We start from the raw sequence: 17,035 nt of genomic DNA, 5'->3' as shown, positions 1-17,035 counted from the left end.
TCTCCTCTTAATTAATTTTAAAAAAATCACTTACATTAAGTTCCAACATTTGCTCGATATTATATCGACTAATTCCAACTACTGCCATTTGCTCTGCCATGTCAGTAATTTCAATTATATCTTGTATTTTTTTAGCCAAAACTTTTAATTCTGACCTGTTCAATTCAATAAATTCAACCATTTTTTTATCATTCAAAACTTTTACTTTCTTGATTTTATCTTGTTCTAAAGTCCACATTAGCGACATTTTAAGAGACAAACTGTTTCTATTTCTTTCGTTATTCTCAAAAGTATATTTTTTACCAGCTTTCTCTATTCCAAGTGGCTGATTCAAAAAGTTTAATTTAGCTTCTGCTAAGTCTTTTAATGCTTTTTCTCTTAATTCTTTTAATTTTGCATTTAATAAATCATTGTCAACTTTCCAAGTGTGAGAGTCTTTATCCCAAATGCTCCACTCGTTTGGTTTTGCAATTGTTACGATTGTTTCATTAACTTCATCTAAATAACTTCCATCATTTAAAACTGTTTTACCAGCTTTTATTTTTTCAACTTCAGTCATTTCTCTGAGTTCTCCAGTTTTTTCATCCAAAACTGGATTTGAAAGTAATGATGTTGAGTATTTCATAGTTTCTTCATTCCAGTCAGGATAAAATAAGTTTGGATTTTTCTTAAATTCCTCTATCGTTGTAACCGTTGGTCGTGCTATACACTCCAACGAATTTGTTTCATAAATATAAACTATTGTCATTTTTATCACTCCATTTCTTTATTTTTTATGTTTTTTATTCTGCGCTAACTTATGAATTTGCACGAATTTCTCACAATCAATCTCATGATTAGCACGATTAAAAAAATAACTTAAGTATTGATTTTTACTGTCTTTATAAGTTTTTTTACTTTTTAATCGAGTGTCTTGTTTCACACGATTGTTTGATTTTAAACTGACCATTTTTAAATTCAGATAAATTTTCTAGCTGATTATATAACATTTATATACATTGCTCCATATGTGTTGCTTTTACCTCGCCACACTATTATCTTATTCGCAAATGTATGTGAAACTTAGATGAGTTGGTTCTGTAATTTTGTTTCTATTAAAATTTGCATACGTCCCTACTTCAAAATTTCCATTTTTTCTAATTGTAAAAATAGGACTCACCCATATGTAATCATCAATTGGTTTGAAAGGGAGATTGAATAATATAGCAAGCGGAGAATTTACAACATTTAAATTTCTTTCGAGCAAGGCGTTAAATGTTACAACATTTCCTTTTTTAAATAGTTTTGCCCCTGAAAAATATTGTGGAATTCTAGAATCAATTTCGGCATCATTTAATTTTTTTACTTCGCATAAACTTTCCACTTTATCCGAAAGCGGCTTATTAGAAATAGCCCTAAATTTCCCTGAATCGTTGTAAGTTAAAGAATTATCCTCGATGCATTCGTAGTAAAATTTTGTAACGTTATCATAATAAAACTTACCTTTCGTTTTATTGCCAATGTCCTGTATGTTTCCGCCAAATTCTAGTCCTAACATTTTCATCTTATCTTTCAATGTTAAAAAATTATCTTCTGCATATTTTTTTGTTATATACGATACAGCTGGGTCGATAGTAGCGGTAATATTTTCCACTTGATCCACGATTATTGTGTCTATATACTCTATTTCAACTACATTGTTTGCTGAAAAAGGTGGCAAATAGTCCGCATTTGCTGAAGTGTTGTAAGCATAAAGTATTTCAACATTGTCATTTCCGTGAGCAAATATCCCCAGCTCTCTTATATAAAATCCTGTTGTTACTGATTTGTTTGTCAATAAAGCGTTAATTTCACAAGTTCCATTCCCTTTTGTATCTACATTTAAAAGCTGCAATGTTGTAATTTGATTAACTAATGCTGTCATTTCTCTCTCGGAAGTCGCTGTAGTTCCATCTCCTATCGCCATTTTAGTAAATGTTATTGTTTCTCCCGCTAGTCCTTTTGCTAACAGTTCCCTCCCTTTTTCTGTTAATATAAATCCTTTAAATTTTGCCATGATTCCTCCTATCTTATTTCTCTTAGTATTCTTGTTCTATGCACTGTTCCAAAATTTGCTTTTAATAAATCATTTGGAATATTTATATCAGTCGAAGCTAAATAATATTTTATTTTGCTTCTCCTTACAAAACCATAACTAATTTTTCTTTCTTTTTTTCTTAAAAATCTTATTCCATCAAGCCAGGAACGGATATTTTTATATTGTTCTACCACTTCTAATATTTTTTTATACTCTTTATCATTTGACATTCCACCATCTGTACTAAGTTTAAAATAACCTGCCTTTCCTCCGTATTTAAACCATTCTGTTATTCCAACTTTTCCGTCAAATAATATTTCGCATATTTCTTTCGTTCCACCTACAGTTCCTTTGTTAAAATGCGAAAAAACCGCTCTTTTAATCAATTTAACCTTTGTTTCTTTTGAAATATTTGCGTCAATGTAATCAACATGATATTCCCACATCAAAAAATCTAATTCTACATCATTTAACTCTGATAACTCCAAGAAAAATTTTCTTTTAATCGCATCATGCTTCTTTTTGATAGCAAAATTTATAGATTCATAAATCCAAAGTGTTGTTTTATCATTCAAAGTTGACTTCGCTGCTATATCTGTTAAGTTCAAACTATCAATAGTTATCATATATTTTCAACTCCTAAATAATTGCTTGTAACGCTTGTGTTTTCTGCTATTTCATTAAAATCTAAAACTTTAAAAGCGGGATTTCTTAACACAACTCTTTTTACTCCAGCTAATTTTAGTAATTTTATAAGCTCATCTGGATTAATATCTCTCCCCATTTTGTTTTGCTGCCAATTTTTAAAATCTTTTACAGCTTTTTCAACATTATTTTTAATAACATTTACAAGCGTTTCATTAGACTTATCAATGTAGTAGTCAAAATCAATTGTGTATGATGTCTTTATTGCTTGTTTTATTGTCACGTTGTCTGTCAACGGTCTTATGTTGTCAGTATTCAACATTTCTTCGATTCTCTTTTTGAGTTCATTAGTAAGTGTCAAGGAATCAGTTAAAACATAAATATCTACATTTGTTGCGCTTGGACTGTATGCCACAACATCAACAATATTCGTACTTGCTGACTTAGCCCAAAATTCATAAGCTCCTTTACTTCCAGCTGTTGTGAAACTTTCAGGGATTTCTCTGATTCTAGCTCTATAATTGTCGTCTTGCTCTATTTCAGCTCCATTATTTGATGCTGTAATGTTCTCGACTTTATCGTAATGTGGAAAAATGTCGACCATCGTGTTAATTTGTCCGACTGGAATATCATTTCCAACAGTTCCTGATGTGTTGCAAGTTGCAATTCCATCTACATACAAATCGCCTTTTCCTATTTTATATTGTTCATCAGTTGAAAAATATAACTCATTGTATTGAATCCTTGACCCCTTTGGAATTATTATGTCTGTCACTTGAATATCAGTAATATAAAATCTAAATGTTGCCACGGCTGGTTGTTCTACGAGTCTTTTACCTCTATTTCCGTAAAACTCTCCTTTCAAATCTAACCGCTCATTTCTTGCAAATCTTAAATAATTCTGTTTCATTTCATCGTTGTATTTTTCTTCTCTTAATCCAAATAAATACGCTACCGTTTCAAAGATAAGTGTTTCTGGACTTGATTCAGTTAATTGCCTTCCACTCAGCTCCTGAAACTTATCAATCATATCTCTTTTAAGTTCCCACGAATCCGCATCTATAATTTCATATTCTTCATTTGATATTTCACTCAATGTTTACCACCTCAATTCCTAATTCAATGTCAAAATCATTATTATATGTATCTTTCATAATGATTCTAGTTTGTCTTAAAACAGCTCTTGGCTCATATTCTCTTATAATTTTAGTCAAGTGGCTTGTAATCCTATTCTGCACAACATTAATGTTCTTATCAATTAAATCACTGTCAAATGCAAAATCTCGATTGAGTGGCTGTTCTTCTTTGCAAACTCTTAAAATCATTCCTACATTTGTAACTACTTCTTCTAAAACATTTTTTGGATTATAATTTATTTCTTCAGAGCTATTTACTGTTATCATTATTTACAGCCTCCTTCTGCTCATTCTCGATGTCGTCTTGATTTTCTTCAGTGACTTGCTGATTTTTTTGTATTTTTCTTTGTTCAATTAATTGATTATACAACTTAGGATTTTCAATATACTCTTTAAGCGTAATATTCAACTTAACAACATCAAACCCCCCCTCTTCTTTATTAAAATAACTGCTTTCTTCTGATAATTCTGTTATCAAAAAAGGGTATTCGCCAAATACTTGACCACCAAAGACTAGATTAGCATACTCTCCAAGTTCAAACATTTTCTTGATTGTATCTAGTTCTTCTTTTAAAGTAGTCTGCTGTATTAAAGATGACACTAAAGTCATTGTAAAACTAACTTCTAGTAAATCTCTACCTTGGAATCTTAACATTCCAGGACCGTAAATTGCTTGATGTTCCGATATTTTAGCCTTGTATGACCTACTTATTTGATTATTAAGCGATACAATCTGATCTTCTGACGCTTCAAATATGACATCTCCAAAACTTCCTATCATTGCGGACCTCCACTCATATCTCCACCAGCAGTAATACCATCGTGTTTATGTGTATTAAGATTAATACTTCCACCAGTTGTAGTCGTTCCGCTCACTTCTAAATCTCCATTAATCACGATTTTACCAATATTTAAAGTCAATGTATTGCCATCATAAGTCCAACTACCCCCATCGGAAAAAGTTCTTTTAACTTCGCTTTCGCTGCTAGAAGCACCTCGCATAGGACAACCAAGCACAACTCCTTGTTCAGGCATTTCTGAAAAGAATAAGCAATAAACAGTTTGCTTTAAACTGAGTGTATAATTATCGCTATGACTTTCAGAGTAAGGAACTAATACATTAAGCCAGTCCGTTGTCTTGTCATCATCGCCTTTTAACAAAACTCTTACTTTTCCAGTTTTTGAATCTATCGCACTTACTTCTCCTGCTTTTAATGTTTCAATCAATTTAACCACCTGCCTTATCACTTTTTTTGTAACAAAAAAATCACAATCAAATTAATGACTGTGATTTAATGTTTCTATTTAATTTTCAATTTGGTCTAGTAAATTTTCTACTACTATTCAAAAAATATTTCATCCAGAACTTCAACAGGATAAGTATTTATTAGTCCGTATCGGCTGTCAACCGTTGTTCCTATTAATAAATCCTTTTCCCTGCATATCTTAGTAGCTTTCTTTCCTATAGAAGGTGCGTGGTATGATTTTGGCTTTATTCCTTTTATGTTGGCATAGGCTATTACTGTCAGATGGTTGCTTGTTACTGTTCTTCTTTGATTGTTTTCCAATCTTTTTATGCTCTTGTCATTATCCTCAATAGTGTTTGCAAGTCCAATTACATTGTTCTCAATATTATTGATTCTGCTTTCAGCTTCAACCATCCATTGAGCCTGCTGTAAAATTAATTCAGCCTGTGTAAGAGGTTTTTTCTTCTCTTCATATTTTCCTGTTTTTCTGATTGCTGGAATAACTTCTGATGTTATCCATTTTCTAAATGGTTTAGCTTCTTTTTTATCACTTCGTAATATCAGAGTATATAATCCACTTTCGTTTGTGAAGTTGGTAATACCAAATTTACTCCCTAAGTTAAACTTAGTCACTTCATCTTCATCTAATCTCTTGGCTACAACAGTAGGATTTGTTAATTCTAATATATCGCAAACATCTTTTATGCAAAACCATACTTCGTTATCCACCAATATTGTTCTTACACTTCCTAAATTTTCTTTACTGAATATTTGAAATCTTTCATCATTTATAACTTGTAATTCATTCATTCTTTTATCCTCCATTATACTATTTTTATGCAATTTCTTCTTCCGAATCTTTTTGAACTCTATTTTTTGCTTTTTCAATTAATATATCCAGTTCATTTTGTATACCATAAACCTGTTCAACCAAATTAGCATACCCAACTCTAAATATTTCTTTTGATTCAAAGCTATCAAATATTCCATATTCCAGAGCGACCATTAAGCTTCTTACACCTTCTAATTTAATTCTTACTTCCTCAACATCTAAAAATGTTATTTTGTTCATAAAATTTTCCTCCTAAAATATTTGTTTTTTAAGAGAATATATAGTATAATAGTAGTGCTAAGTACATTATATGTATATATCCTCTTTTTCGTTTCGTTACGAGAGAGGGGATTTTTTATTTTACTTTTTTTATAACTATTTCTTTTGTTTCTTTATTGTAACTTACTTCTATTTCGTTATCTTCTCTAGTTATATTCATATCTTCAACCCATTTACTATTTAATGTTATTCTTGGGGTATATCCTCCCGCACCTCCTTTATTAAAATTTACTTTTTTCATAATTTTGTCTTTCATATTCTCACCTCTTCCGTACGATAATTAATAATAACATTTTCGTACGGAAAAGTCAAGAACTTTTTTGAAAACTTTTTAAATAAACTACATACCCTGATAAATAACAACTTTATCAAAGATTTTTTCTACTTCTTCTGGTGAAATTCCATACTTCTTAGCTATTTTTTTATTGATTTTTTCTTCAATATTTTCTTCTTCTTGTTTAGTATAGTTTCCTTTTGATTTTAAAGTTTCATGAAGTGTTTTTGAATAATCAATATAAATATCTTTTTCTTTATCACTTGGAATTTCTTTTTTAGCTGTATAAGTTTCATCTTTCACAGTTCCATCAGGATAATAAGTTATCATTCCATGTGTTTCACCACCAAGATTAAAGAACTTTTTATCTCCATAAGCACGAATAAACAGAATATCCGCATCTTTTATTTGCTCTTTCCCTGCTTTTCTCATTACTTTCTTTAGATTTTCTTCAGAAATATTATCTTTAACTAATATATCTATTGTATTTTCTTTTTTAGTTAAGTTACTTGTATCTCTTGAATTTTTTAATACTTCATATTTTAAGTCGTCTTGACTAGCCAATTTAACTTGTTTCTTCTCTTTGTCAACTTTCTTTTTAACTTCTTTAACCTTTTCGGCTTTATTTTTTATTCCTGATTCTTTTGCTTTATTTTTTATATTCTCAGGTGCTGTCATTCCAACTAAGATAAATGCAAATACATTACACAAAAATACAATACAAGTTTTTTTCACTTCTTTAGACAGTTCCTTTTTCTTGATTGCAAAATAAATCAATCTGATTATTTGGAATATCAGAATTAAAAATAATACTAAAAACAAAATTATAAATATTGTCATAAAATTCCTCCTAAAAATAATTTTATTATATTATACCTTATTTTTAAGAAAAATTAAAATTTTCTATACTCTCTCAAAAACAAATATTTTAGTTTCACAGTCATATATTCAATTGCCATTGTCCTGTTTTTTACATAAAAAAATCACAGCTAAATTAATAACTGTGATAATAGTTTTTATATTGACTTTTTTTCAAAATATGCTATAATATAATCAAATAAAATTCGATTATGTTCAAGCCCTCGTTGTTGGGCTTATTTTTTTTTGCTTTTTTTCCATTTTATAAATTTTATAGTCCAGAAAGTGCAGAATAAAATTATTATCGTTATTGATAATACCAGTTGTATTTTTTCATACATAATAGCTACCTCTTTCTTTTTTTTATTAAAGTGTAGAGAAAAGGCTAGAGGGTTTGGCAACCATAGCCTCGTTGTTGGTTATTTCTTCTTGTCGTTTCTGTCTTTATACTCTTTGTATATCATATATACAAATTGTAAAATTGTACAGATACTGGCAAGTAGATGAATTTTTTCGATTATGTTCATTACCTTATATCCTCCTTTCCGTTCTCTACGGAACTATTATATTGCACCTCTTGAAATTTGTCAACATATTATCACAGTTACTATTCAGATGTCATTGTCCTACAAAACTCTATTTCTTTTTACTGGATTTTTTAGTATTTTTCTTATCTCTTACTCTTTTTCTTGGCTTCTTAGCACTTTTCTTACCTGTTCTTTTACCGCTTCCGCCTTTTTTATTAGCCTTTTTAGCTTGTTTTTCAGCTTCTTTTTTCTTTTGTTCTTCTTTAGTTTGGGCAATTGCATTTTTCTCTGCATTTTCTCTTGCTCCAAGTTTCATTGCTGTGATTTCACAAGTATAATCGCCACTTATTTCGTGCGTTACCTTGTCAATTACATATTTACCTTCAAACTTTCCCCAGCTTTCATCAAGCTCAATTATTGCTCCTGCCAAATATTTAGTGCTTCCGTCAACATTTAAAGTTATTTGATACTCTTGTTTAAGATTATCTTTTAGGGTCTTTTTTGCAACTTTTTTTGGTTCTGTCTTCCCTCTAGTTCTAACTTTTAAGGTTCTAGTTCTTTTAGTCCTTGTTTTTTTATTTTCTGCTTTCTTTTGCAATTTTTCTTTTGATTCTTTAACTGTTTTTCTTTTCTTCATTTTAGCCTCTTATTTTTTCTTAGATTTAATCTTTTTAATTGGCTTTTTACTAGCCTTTTTCGGGCTTTTCTTGTTAGTCTTCTTACTGTCTTTGCTTTTAGATTCTTTTTCTTCAGTTGTAACTTGATTACGCTTGTCAAGTTCTTCTTTTGTGATAATTTCCTTAACAACCTTTTTCTTGTCAGGATCATAATACGAAACTTCGACTTTATCGTAAATCTCTTTATTTTTCTTTTTTAAGCTGAAACTTCTAATTTGATAGTCTTTAATGTTAAAAACTTCAATAGTATCATTCTTTTCCATTTCTTCATCATCAAAAATAATTATCTTGTCATCAGATACTTTCATATTTAACCCAATCTCTTTTACGACTCGGTTAATAAAGGCTAAATCCGTTTCCTGATTTTGGTCTAATCTCTCAAAAAACACATTCTCTGCATAAATCTCTGCATTCATTTCGTGTTTATTTGCAATCCGTGTAACAAGCTCTTTCAAAGTTATACTCTCCCAAGCGACACTATTTTTCTGGTCTCTAATATTCTGGTCAAGTGGCAAAGCCAAGCACTTTAAAGTAAGTTTATGGTCTTCAAAAGTCGGCTCATCCACATAAAAAGTTCCCAAGTCCAAAAAATTAGTTTCGTTTTCCAGCTCTTCGTGAATTCCAACAAGCATTTGAGCGTTCTCGTCAGGATACCACTCTTTAAGCCATCTATAATCTAAGTTTTCTAGTTCTATTTCCAAATCATCTATAGCATTTTTGGAATTGTCCGTGTAGTTAAGAGATGAAATAGAATGTGCTATCTCATCAGAAATATCAACTTTATTAAATATAACTATAACCCTAATACTTCTGGCAAATGCCATTTCTATTCACCTCTCTTCCACGGCGGCAAACTTGTATCATTATCACTTTCTTCAGCAATTTCAGGAATGATAATTGGAATATTTGCGTCAAAAACGGCGATGTCAATTAAAGCTAAATTACTTCTTATAAGGTCATGATAATAGCCTTCGCTTCCATAAACCTTATATGCTATCAAGTCCCAAGTATCGCCCGAAACTGTTTTATACACTTTTACTTTCGCCATTATGCAAATGCCGTCCTTTCTTTTTTATTTCTAGCTTTTTCTAATGCTCTCATTACTGCTTTTTCAATCACATTAGCGTCAACATTTCCGCCAGCATTAATTGTGATATTTATAACATCTCCGCCGCCTGAACTTTCATTACTTCTAAGTTCTGACATTCTCTCTTTTAGTCCGCTGATCTTATCTCTAAAACTATTTTTAGTTTCACGATTATTCAATATTTGAGTACCACGAGGTAAATTTAATAACATTTCGTGTTCTGCTAAGAAGGCTGGTTTACCTGGCATTTGAATTAATTCAGCTCCACGTTCTGCTACTGTTGTAAGTCCTCCACTCCAGTAGTTAGTTCCTGCTGCATTTTTCCCGAATCCTAAAAAATTCCCAACTGCTCCAAGTCCTTTTGAAACCATATTTTTTAAGCCGTTCCATTTATCTGTGAAAAATTTTACAACACCGCTAATTGCACTTTTCAATCCTTCGACAACTTTATCAAATGCTGATTTAATACCGTTCCATACAGCAATTGCAGCTCCTTTTATTCCTTCCCAAGTTGATTTAAAAAATGATCCTACTGCTGTTATCCCAGATTTTAGACCGTTCCATAATGCCATTGCAGCTGTTTTTATAGCATTCCATACAGGAATAGCCACACCTTTAATTGCATTCCAAACAAATCGTGCAACCGCAACTAAACCTTTCCATATAGTTTTTATTATCATAATATTTGTCCTGATTACAACGACAATAGCAACAATAACAACTAAAATTACAGCTTTTATTACGGTCCATACAACCTTTATAGCTATTGTCAATACTTTCCAAGCTGCTTTTATAATATTAATGTATGTCTTAATATATACAGCTATTATTTTAATCACCACAAGCACAACTGCTTTGATTGCATTCCAAACAGCAACCACAACAGGTTTCAAAACTTTCCATACAGCTTTTAAAACAGCGATAGATGCTTTTACAAGTATCGTTATTCCTTTCATTGCAACGCTTGCTGCCGTCTTAATAGCATTCCATACTTCCATTACTGTTGGCTTAATTATTTTCCAAACTAGTTTAATAAAATCAACACCTTGTTTAACAATATTTTTTATTCCTGTTATCACATTCATTACTGTTGGCTTTATCCCTTGCCAGACTTGTTTTATAAAGTTAGCTACTGCTTTAAATATCGCATTCACTCCATTTCTAAACCAAGCACATTTATTATATAAAACTACAACAATTGCTATAACAGCCACTATTGCAACAATTATTAAAATAACAGGATTTGCCATAAAAGCTGCTTTAATTGCCAATCCTACTTTTTTGAACATTGAGCCAACTTTGCTTATTGTCGGAAATGCCATTTTAAATCCTTCTGTAAAACTTCCTGCTGCTTTAAATTTATCAAATATCGAAATTCCTTTTGATATGCCACTATATACAGGTGCAAATCCTTTCGCTAATCCACCAATCCCTATTTTAAATGCTGCAAATCCAGCTACAGCTTTTAGAATGTTTGCAGTTAATTGTGGATGTTTTTGTATTAACTGAGAAAATTTCTTAATTAATGGACCAATAGAATTTGCAACTTGAACTAAACTTGGTCCTAATGCTGAACCTAAATCCACTCCCATGTTTACAACTCTATTTTTTAAAGTCGAAAAGGCATTTCCCATTGTCTTTAATCTTTGGTTATATTCCGCATCAACACTACCATTAGTTTTAGATTTATCGTGTGCATTTTTCATATTTTTGCTAACTTCGTCTATATGTTTTGCCAATTCCGATGCAGATTGAATAGATTCTTTACCAAATAAATTTTTAAGTGTCGCCGCCTGTACATCCTTTGGAAGTTTCTTTATCCTTTGGAAAACATCAATTAATGTACCTTCTCCATCTTTCGTCATTCTTTTTGCCACATCTTCTACATCTAATCCTAAGGATTTAAAAGCTGCCGCTTGTTTTTTAGTTGCTGATGTTCCAGCCATTAATCCTAATGAGATATTTTTCAATCCAGTTGCCGCAACTTCCGAAGGTACTCCAACCGATACTAAACTTGCTCCTAATGCTGCAACTCCTTCTTTAGAAATACCAGCCATTCCACCTAACCCAGCAACTCTGCTTGAAATGTCAGCAATTTCTGGAGCTGTTGCTGCTACATTGTTTGCCAAATAGTTAATCACATTAGCGTATTCCATTACTCCATTCTGATCCAAATTTAATTGTGCTCTAGTTTTTGCTAAAAAGTTCCCTGCTGCTTCAGTATTCATATCAAATGCAACTTTAATCTTAGCCGCATCTTTAGTATATCTTTCTAATTCGTCTGTTTTTATTCCTGCTTGAGCTCCTGCTCCTGCAATTTGAAATAATTCTACTTGAGATAGCGGACTGTTTTCACTAAAGTTTCTCATTGCTTTGTAAAATCCTGTTTCCATTTGTTTTGAACTAAAATCAGCAACTTTTTTTAAGTCTGCTTGAGCATTTTCCAAGTCAACTGCTAATTTAACAGGAACAGCCAAAGCTCCAGCCATTCCCATACCTTGCATTATTTGCTTATCTCCAAAGTCTTTCATTTTTCCAACAGTTTCTTGTCTAGCATCGTATCTTTTTTGAGCTTCTTTCAGTTTGTTCATTTTTTCGATTTCTTTTTCAACTTCCTGAACCTTGTTTCTGTAGTTAGACAGACTAGCGCCTTCCGCTTCTATCTTACTTCTTGCGGCTTCAAACACATGTTGCTGTCGCTCTTTTTGTTTATTCAGTTTTCCAACATTTTTTTCTGCCTGTTCTATTTCCTTAGCCAGTTGTTTATTACTGCTTCCAGTTCTTTCATATTCGGCTTTCAACTTCTGTAAATGTTCAGCAGCCTTTTTATATTCTGAATTAATTTTATTTAATCCTTCACGAGCCTTGTCCATATTTTGAAATGCTTTTTGTGCTTTCTCCATACTTTTGATTTGTTTTTCAAATTCTTTGACAGATTTTGTCGTGTTTTTCAAAGCGTTTGCAACTTGGCTCATTCCGTTAATAGCACTAGCTACCGCCGCACCCAGAACTATGTTCAGCTCCAAATTTTTTGCCACAATTTTCCTCCTTTTCTCTCAAATATGGTATAATATATTAAATAAATCGAAGAGGTGATTTTTATGAAAATTAATAAATCAGATAAAAAATATACTCCGTTAGAAATAATTTTGATAATATTATTTGGTCTAGTTGTATCTATTCCATCACTATTTTTCCTTTTTATATTTCTATCATTTATGTTTACCATAAGTCCTGTAATCACAGTTATAGCTCTTATCGTAGTTCTATTTAAATTTTTATCAGTTTTCATTGGTGGGGACAACTAATCCCCTTTTTTTATTCATTCTCTTCTTGCCTTGCCTTTTCATCCTCAATCAACTTATTAGCCCTTGCTATCCAATAATCCAGCTCATCAAATGTACATTTCATAAGTGTTTCATAACTGATATTCATTTTAAAATAGTTAAGTCCACTCAATAAATCTGTAATCAAGTCTAAAAAGTCATCTATTACGCTTCCACCGTTGGAGTTTTCTCGTCCTTGTCTTCGTCCGTTCCCCAACCTTTTACTAAAAAATTCTTAGTTTGGTTTATCACTTTCAAAAAGTCTTCAGCGCCTAAAGTCATTAAATGCCCATATTTAATACCTGATGCCTTTTCAGCTACAGTCAAAGCCCAAGCATCATCAAAATCTTTGAAGTTTTCAGCATTGGATTTCATTCTTGATTTATAATCTTTTCCACATTCCAATAAATCTGCTCCTGTCAAATTATCCAGTTTCAAATCTATTTCTTTGTATTTTTTACTTCCTAAATCATATTCTTTCGTTAATTTTATAATCATTCTATTCCTCCTAAATATGTCCCAATAATTGTCTTATGATATTATTCAAACTTCCATTTACATTTGAAATTCCGTTCAATACATCAATTTCGATGATTGTTTTACCATTAATCATTAATTTGTAATAAGTTATACTCAAATCAAACGAACCTTCAAATTTCTTACCGTTTTCAACCTTAGGACCATCAAATTTTGTGATAAATCCTTTCAATGTTGCATCTGCACCAGTTACTTTTGGCGAGTGCGACATTCTATCTAATTCTTGTAAAGCTCCTAAACATTCTAATGTAATTGAATCATTATTATTAAAATTCAATAATGTATCATTCATACTATCCATTTTTACCTTAGCTGACATTTTTTTATAATGTCCAATCAACGGAGCTTCAAATTCTGCAGCCATACCAAACTGTTCAGTCGTTATTGTTGCCGATTCCACATTCGGAAGTTCTACTACTCCAACTCCTTCTAATGCATTTGAACCATTGACATAAAGATCAGCGTCAACGATTCCCAAAGGCAGTTTCTTTTTAGCCATTCTTTATCCTCCTATTTTCCTAAACTATTTGCAAACTCAGTTAATGCATCTGCGTCATATTTTTTCTTAAATGTTGCTGATTTCATACCAGGAATTACTCCCAATTTAATAACCCAAGTTATATCCCCATTTGTAACATTAATTGTGTCGTTATCTTCAGCTGATAAAGCAGCATTTGCACTCAATAAATCATTTCTAGCTACAATAGCATTTAATCTAATATTCATTGATTTTGTTACTGTTTCAGCTAATTTTTTAGAAAATTTCTTATCCACTTTATCAAAATAACTTATAACCAATTCATTCCCTATATACTTAAACATTCTACGAGTATATATAAATTTATCCTTAGGATCTGTTGCCATTGGATTAAGTGCAGTTTCAGATCCCCAGCAACGCCAACCTTTAAAATTAATAGCAGTTACTACTCCGTTTTTATTTAATAAGTTAGCTTGTTGCTCTTTATCTAAAATTATCTCTTCAAGATTTCCACTCGAATTTTTCCAATATAAACTGTCGCATTTATATGAATAATTAGACGGAGTTTGTGATGGAACCCCACCATTTTCATTATCTACCGATAACGACAAAGCAGCATACTGAATAGACTGAATATATTTTTTACCAGCTAACCCTAATGTTCCGTACAATACAATTTGGTCATTTCCATTAATATTATTATCATCTTTCCATTTAGGAATTTGGTCATAAGGCTTGTCAATCGGCGCATTAATCAATGCAACTGCTTCAAACATATTCCCATTTATATTTTTAGCTTTTGTTTGCATAATCGCAGCAACTTCACTATCACTTGAAAAATCTGGAATATCAACGAAAGCTGGTAATTCTGAATATTTCAAATAAACTTCATCTAATAACTCTAGCCCTGTTCTTTTCATTGTTGAAATATCATATCCACCTAAAGCCTGTGCTTTCGTTACTTTTGACAAGTCAATTTCTTCATATTCAATATCAATTTTAGTTCCATTTGACGGCTTAGCATATATTTCAAGTCCTTCATCTGTCCACATCATTACAGCGTCTGAAATAACTTGTGATGTTGCATTTTCTTTAACCACTAATGTATCTGTTATCAATTTGTGGTTTGGAATAACAACTTTACCATTTGTTAAGCTCAAATCATTTTGAGTTTTTTTAACTGTTTTATGTTTTTCAAGATCCAAAATATTCACAACATAAAGCGGTGCTACCTTATACAACTCAAAAAATACTTTTATCGCTTGTGAAATTGAAAAATCCAAGTCGTAAGTGTCTCCAAAGTATTGAATAGCTTCTTTATAAGTTCCTAATCTTACAATCTCGTTCACTCTTCTGTTTTCTCTTTTTACTTTATTCATCGGTGCAGTTCCTACAATAAAATGCCCGTAATCAAGCACTATCGGTAGTGATATGTCACTCGATGTCTCAGTTTGATAAGTTCCGTGTTTATAACCCATTATTCAGCCTCCTCCCTTATTTGGTCTTTAATTTGCTGTGTTACCGTTTCAAGCAATTTTTCATTTTGTAATGCTTCACTAGCTTGATTAACATCCACCAAAGTTCTTTTCAATAGCGGATATTTCTCAAGTTTTGCTTCAATTACTTCATTGCTGTAGTAAATAACACCCTTTGTAAATCTAATATCCTTAAATTCAAGCGTATCTCCCAAATAAATATATTGCTTTTTATCTTCCATTATTCCTCCTTCAAAATTTCAGGCTCAACAGGATAATCCCAAACCGTAAATGTGATTCTTGAAAATATAAAATCTCCAAACTCGTCACTATATAAATCACACTTAAATTCTTTATCTTCCCGTATTGCCCATCCTCTTTCATCATAAACTTTAGTTAAAAGTTTACTTCTAATTTCTTCACCTTTATAAAGATTATCAATATAATCTTCATTTTTAGTACCAACTATTATTTCAAAAGTAGCGTCGCAATCATAACTATCCATTCCTTCTGTAACTTGCCTAGAACTCAAAGCTCTTAATGTCACACAAGGAAAAAACGGCTTTTTCTGTCCTGTATTTTTGTCAATTTCGCCGTATCTCCGAACTGGTAATGCCCCACGGAATATTTGATAATCTGTATCTTTAAATTCTTCACACAAAAAATCATATAAACTTTTTTCAATTACTTTAATACTCATAAATTACATTGACAAGAGCCTATTCAACTCATGTTCAAACCTTTCGTTTAATTTTTGAGACATAAATTCATCAAGATCAGGTAACCGCGTTGTAGGTCCTAACATCTGCGGAGCAGACGGTCCATATTTTCTCTTAATCGGTAGCCGTCCACTTCCTTCCCTTTCAAATGCTCCTAAATGTCCATCGTTGTAGGCTATAAATGTTCTATCATTTAGCATTATTCCATTTCCATTTTTTACCGTTGCCGTTACTGATGTTCTGCCAGTTCTTGTGCTCGGATTCAACTGAAAATGGTCTAATCCCAAATAACCTCCATTAGAATTGATTTCAGCCATAAGCTTACCAGGATTAGCTCTTTTCATAGTCAATCCGCTTAATAAATCCCCATATTTAACCGTATAGGTCTTAGTTGCATTTCTAACCATACGAGTTTTACTCATAGTTGAAACCCTATTCAAAGCACTTGCCAAAGCCCTTGGAGCTTGTTTTGGAAACTCAACAAATTTATTCTCTATGTCACTAAGGACACTTTCATCAAATTGAATCGTAAACATCTAAATCAACTCCTAATAATCCGTGTATCTATACAAATCGAGTTCGTACATGCCAAAGTTCTCTTTACAGTTTGCAACTATCCATTCCTTATTGTCAAAATCTATCCTCATATTGCCCTCAGGCTTATACTTCAAATATTTTTTATCAATAAACACTGTAATCCCTTCCTTGTAAAATCCACTTTCTATTGTTAATTTCCCACTAATTTCCTTCTCTTGAAAACTGTCCTCATCTGTCACACAAATAACATCAGTACCATTCAAATTATGTGTTTCTCCAAATTCTTCTGAATTTAAAAACACATTTTGTATATCATTTTCTAAAATATCTTTAAAATTCATGTTT

At 31.6% G+C, this 17,035-nt stretch carries 24 protein-coding genes; all 24 read right to left on the bottom strand.

All coding sequences use genetic code 11. The annotated features are described in order from the left end of the window. Window positions 1-7 precede the first annotated feature (7 nt). The gene (locus F1564_RS03825; RefSeq protein WP_018450263.1) at window positions 8-748 is read right to left on the bottom strand and encodes a hypothetical protein; all 741 of its coding nucleotides are present in this window, start codon (window positions 746-748) and stop codon (window positions 8-10) included. Window positions 749-1,039: 291 nt separating this feature from the next. Further along, entirely contained in the window at window positions 1,040-2,035 is a 996-nt protein-coding gene (locus F1564_RS03820) for a phage tail-collar fiber domain-containing protein (protein ID WP_018450264.1), read from the bottom strand. An 8-nt stretch (window positions 2,036-2,043) separates the two neighbouring features. Continuing rightward, window positions 2,044-2,682: a phage tail protein I gene (locus F1564_RS03815; protein ID WP_018450265.1), complete on the bottom strand. Its 639-nt coding sequence runs from the start codon at window positions 2,680-2,682 to the stop codon at window positions 2,044-2,046. Continuing rightward, complete coding sequence (locus F1564_RS03810) at window positions 2,679-3,797, bottom strand: baseplate assembly protein (RefSeq protein ID WP_018450266.1); 1,119 nt, start codon at window positions 3,795-3,797, stop codon at window positions 2,679-2,681. Before F1564_RS03810 ends, F1564_RS03815 begins: the two co-directional genes overlap by 4 nt. Further along, window positions 3,790-4,104, bottom strand: coding sequence for a hypothetical protein (locus F1564_RS03805; RefSeq protein WP_018450267.1), 315 nt, complete (start codon window positions 4,102-4,104; stop codon window positions 3,790-3,792). The genes F1564_RS03810 and F1564_RS03805 overlap by 8 nt, the downstream gene beginning before the upstream one ends. Further along, the gene (locus F1564_RS03800; protein ID WP_018450268.1) at window positions 4,088-4,618 is read right to left on the bottom strand and encodes a phage tail protein; all 531 of its coding nucleotides are present in this window, start codon (window positions 4,616-4,618) and stop codon (window positions 4,088-4,090) included. The genes F1564_RS03805 and F1564_RS03800 overlap by 17 nt, the downstream gene beginning before the upstream one ends. Further along, a complete protein-coding gene (locus F1564_RS03795) occupies window positions 4,615-5,073 on the bottom strand; it encodes a phage baseplate protein (protein WP_232053391.1) in 459 nt (152 codons plus the stop codon). Before F1564_RS03795 ends, F1564_RS03800 begins: the two co-directional genes overlap by 4 nt. 104 nt (window positions 5,074-5,177) lie before the next feature. Next, the gene (locus F1564_RS03790; RefSeq protein WP_018450270.1) at window positions 5,178-5,894 is read right to left on the bottom strand and encodes a BRO-N domain-containing protein; all 717 of its coding nucleotides are present in this window, start codon (window positions 5,892-5,894) and stop codon (window positions 5,178-5,180) included. 25 nt (window positions 5,895-5,919) lie between these two features. Beyond that, a complete protein-coding gene (locus F1564_RS03785) occupies window positions 5,920-6,156 on the bottom strand; it encodes a hypothetical protein (protein WP_018450271.1) in 237 nt (78 codons plus the stop codon). Between the two features lie 115 nt (window positions 6,157-6,271). Then, a complete protein-coding gene (locus tag F1564_RS03780) occupies window positions 6,272-6,451 on the bottom strand; it encodes a hypothetical protein (RefSeq protein WP_018450272.1) in 180 nt (59 codons plus the stop codon). Between the two features lie 84 nt (window positions 6,452-6,535). Further along, window positions 6,536-7,309, bottom strand: coding sequence for a hypothetical protein (locus tag F1564_RS03775; RefSeq protein WP_018450273.1), 774 nt, complete (start codon window positions 7,307-7,309; stop codon window positions 6,536-6,538). Between the two features lie 654 nt (window positions 7,310-7,963). After that, the gene (locus tag F1564_RS03770) at window positions 7,964-8,491 is read right to left on the bottom strand and encodes a hypothetical protein (RefSeq protein WP_018450275.1); all 528 of its coding nucleotides are present in this window, start codon (window positions 8,489-8,491) and stop codon (window positions 7,964-7,966) included. 9 nt (window positions 8,492-8,500) lie between these two features. Then, window positions 8,501-9,355 carry a phage late control D family protein gene (locus F1564_RS03765; RefSeq protein WP_018450276.1) on the bottom strand — a complete coding sequence of 285 codons (855 nt, stop codon included), beginning with the start codon at window positions 9,353-9,355 and terminating at the stop codon, window positions 8,501-8,503. Window positions 9,356-9,357: 2 nt separating this feature from the next. Further along, window positions 9,358-9,579 carry a tail protein X gene (locus F1564_RS03760; RefSeq protein WP_018450277.1) on the bottom strand — a complete coding sequence of 74 codons (222 nt, stop codon included), beginning with the start codon at window positions 9,577-9,579 and terminating at the stop codon, window positions 9,358-9,360. Next, window positions 9,579-12,656, bottom strand: a complete 3,078-nt coding sequence (locus tag F1564_RS03755) for a phage tail tape measure protein (RefSeq protein WP_018450278.1) — start codon at window positions 12,654-12,656, stop codon at window positions 9,579-9,581. The genes F1564_RS03760 and F1564_RS03755 overlap by 1 nt, the downstream gene beginning before the upstream one ends. Next, entirely contained in the window at window positions 12,635-12,910 is a 276-nt protein-coding gene (locus F1564_RS03750) for a hypothetical protein (protein ID WP_018450279.1), read from the bottom strand. The genes F1564_RS03755 and F1564_RS03750 overlap by 22 nt, the downstream gene beginning before the upstream one ends. 26 nt (window positions 12,911-12,936) lie before the next feature. Then, the gene (locus F1564_RS03745) at window positions 12,937-13,092 is read right to left on the bottom strand and encodes a hypothetical protein (RefSeq protein WP_018450280.1); all 156 of its coding nucleotides are present in this window, start codon (window positions 13,090-13,092) and stop codon (window positions 12,937-12,939) included. Between the two features lie 17 nt (window positions 13,093-13,109). Beyond that, window positions 13,110-13,442, bottom strand: a complete 333-nt coding sequence (locus tag F1564_RS03740; RefSeq protein WP_018450281.1) for a hypothetical protein — start codon at window positions 13,440-13,442, stop codon at window positions 13,110-13,112. A gap of 10 nt (window positions 13,443-13,452) precedes the next feature. Continuing rightward, entirely contained in the window at window positions 13,453-13,980 is a 528-nt protein-coding gene (locus F1564_RS03735) for a phage major tail tube protein (protein ID WP_018450282.1), read from the bottom strand. 11 nt (window positions 13,981-13,991) lie between these two features. Further along, complete coding sequence (locus F1564_RS03730) at window positions 13,992-15,437, bottom strand: phage tail sheath protein (protein ID WP_018450283.1); 1,446 nt, start codon at window positions 15,435-15,437, stop codon at window positions 13,992-13,994. Then, entirely contained in the window at window positions 15,437-15,676 is a 240-nt protein-coding gene (locus F1564_RS03725) for a hypothetical protein (RefSeq protein ID WP_018450284.1), read from the bottom strand. Before F1564_RS03725 ends, F1564_RS03730 begins: the two co-directional genes overlap by 1 nt. Beyond that, entirely contained in the window at window positions 15,676-16,134 is a 459-nt protein-coding gene (locus tag F1564_RS03720) for a hypothetical protein (RefSeq protein WP_018450285.1), read from the bottom strand. Before F1564_RS03720 ends, F1564_RS03725 begins: the two co-directional genes overlap by 1 nt. Window positions 16,135-16,137: 3 nt before the next feature. Continuing rightward, window positions 16,138-16,689: a phage tail protein gene (locus F1564_RS03715; protein ID WP_018450286.1), complete on the bottom strand. Its 552-nt coding sequence runs from the start codon at window positions 16,687-16,689 to the stop codon at window positions 16,138-16,140. A 12-nt stretch (window positions 16,690-16,701) separates the two neighbouring features. Continuing rightward, on the bottom strand, window positions 16,702-17,031 hold the full coding sequence (locus F1564_RS03710; RefSeq protein WP_018450287.1) for a hypothetical protein: 330 nt from the start codon (window positions 17,029-17,031) through the stop codon (window positions 16,702-16,704). Between the last annotated feature and the right edge of the window lie 4 nt (window positions 17,032-17,035).

The sequence above is a fragment of the Leptotrichia shahii genome (genome assembly GCF_008327825.1).
In the GTDB taxonomy this organism is placed as follows: domain Bacteria; phylum Fusobacteriota; class Fusobacteriia; order Fusobacteriales; family Leptotrichiaceae; genus Leptotrichia; species Leptotrichia shahii.
The sequence above is the reverse complement of the archived record's forward strand: the minus strand, read 5'-3'. Positions and strand labels throughout refer to the sequence as shown.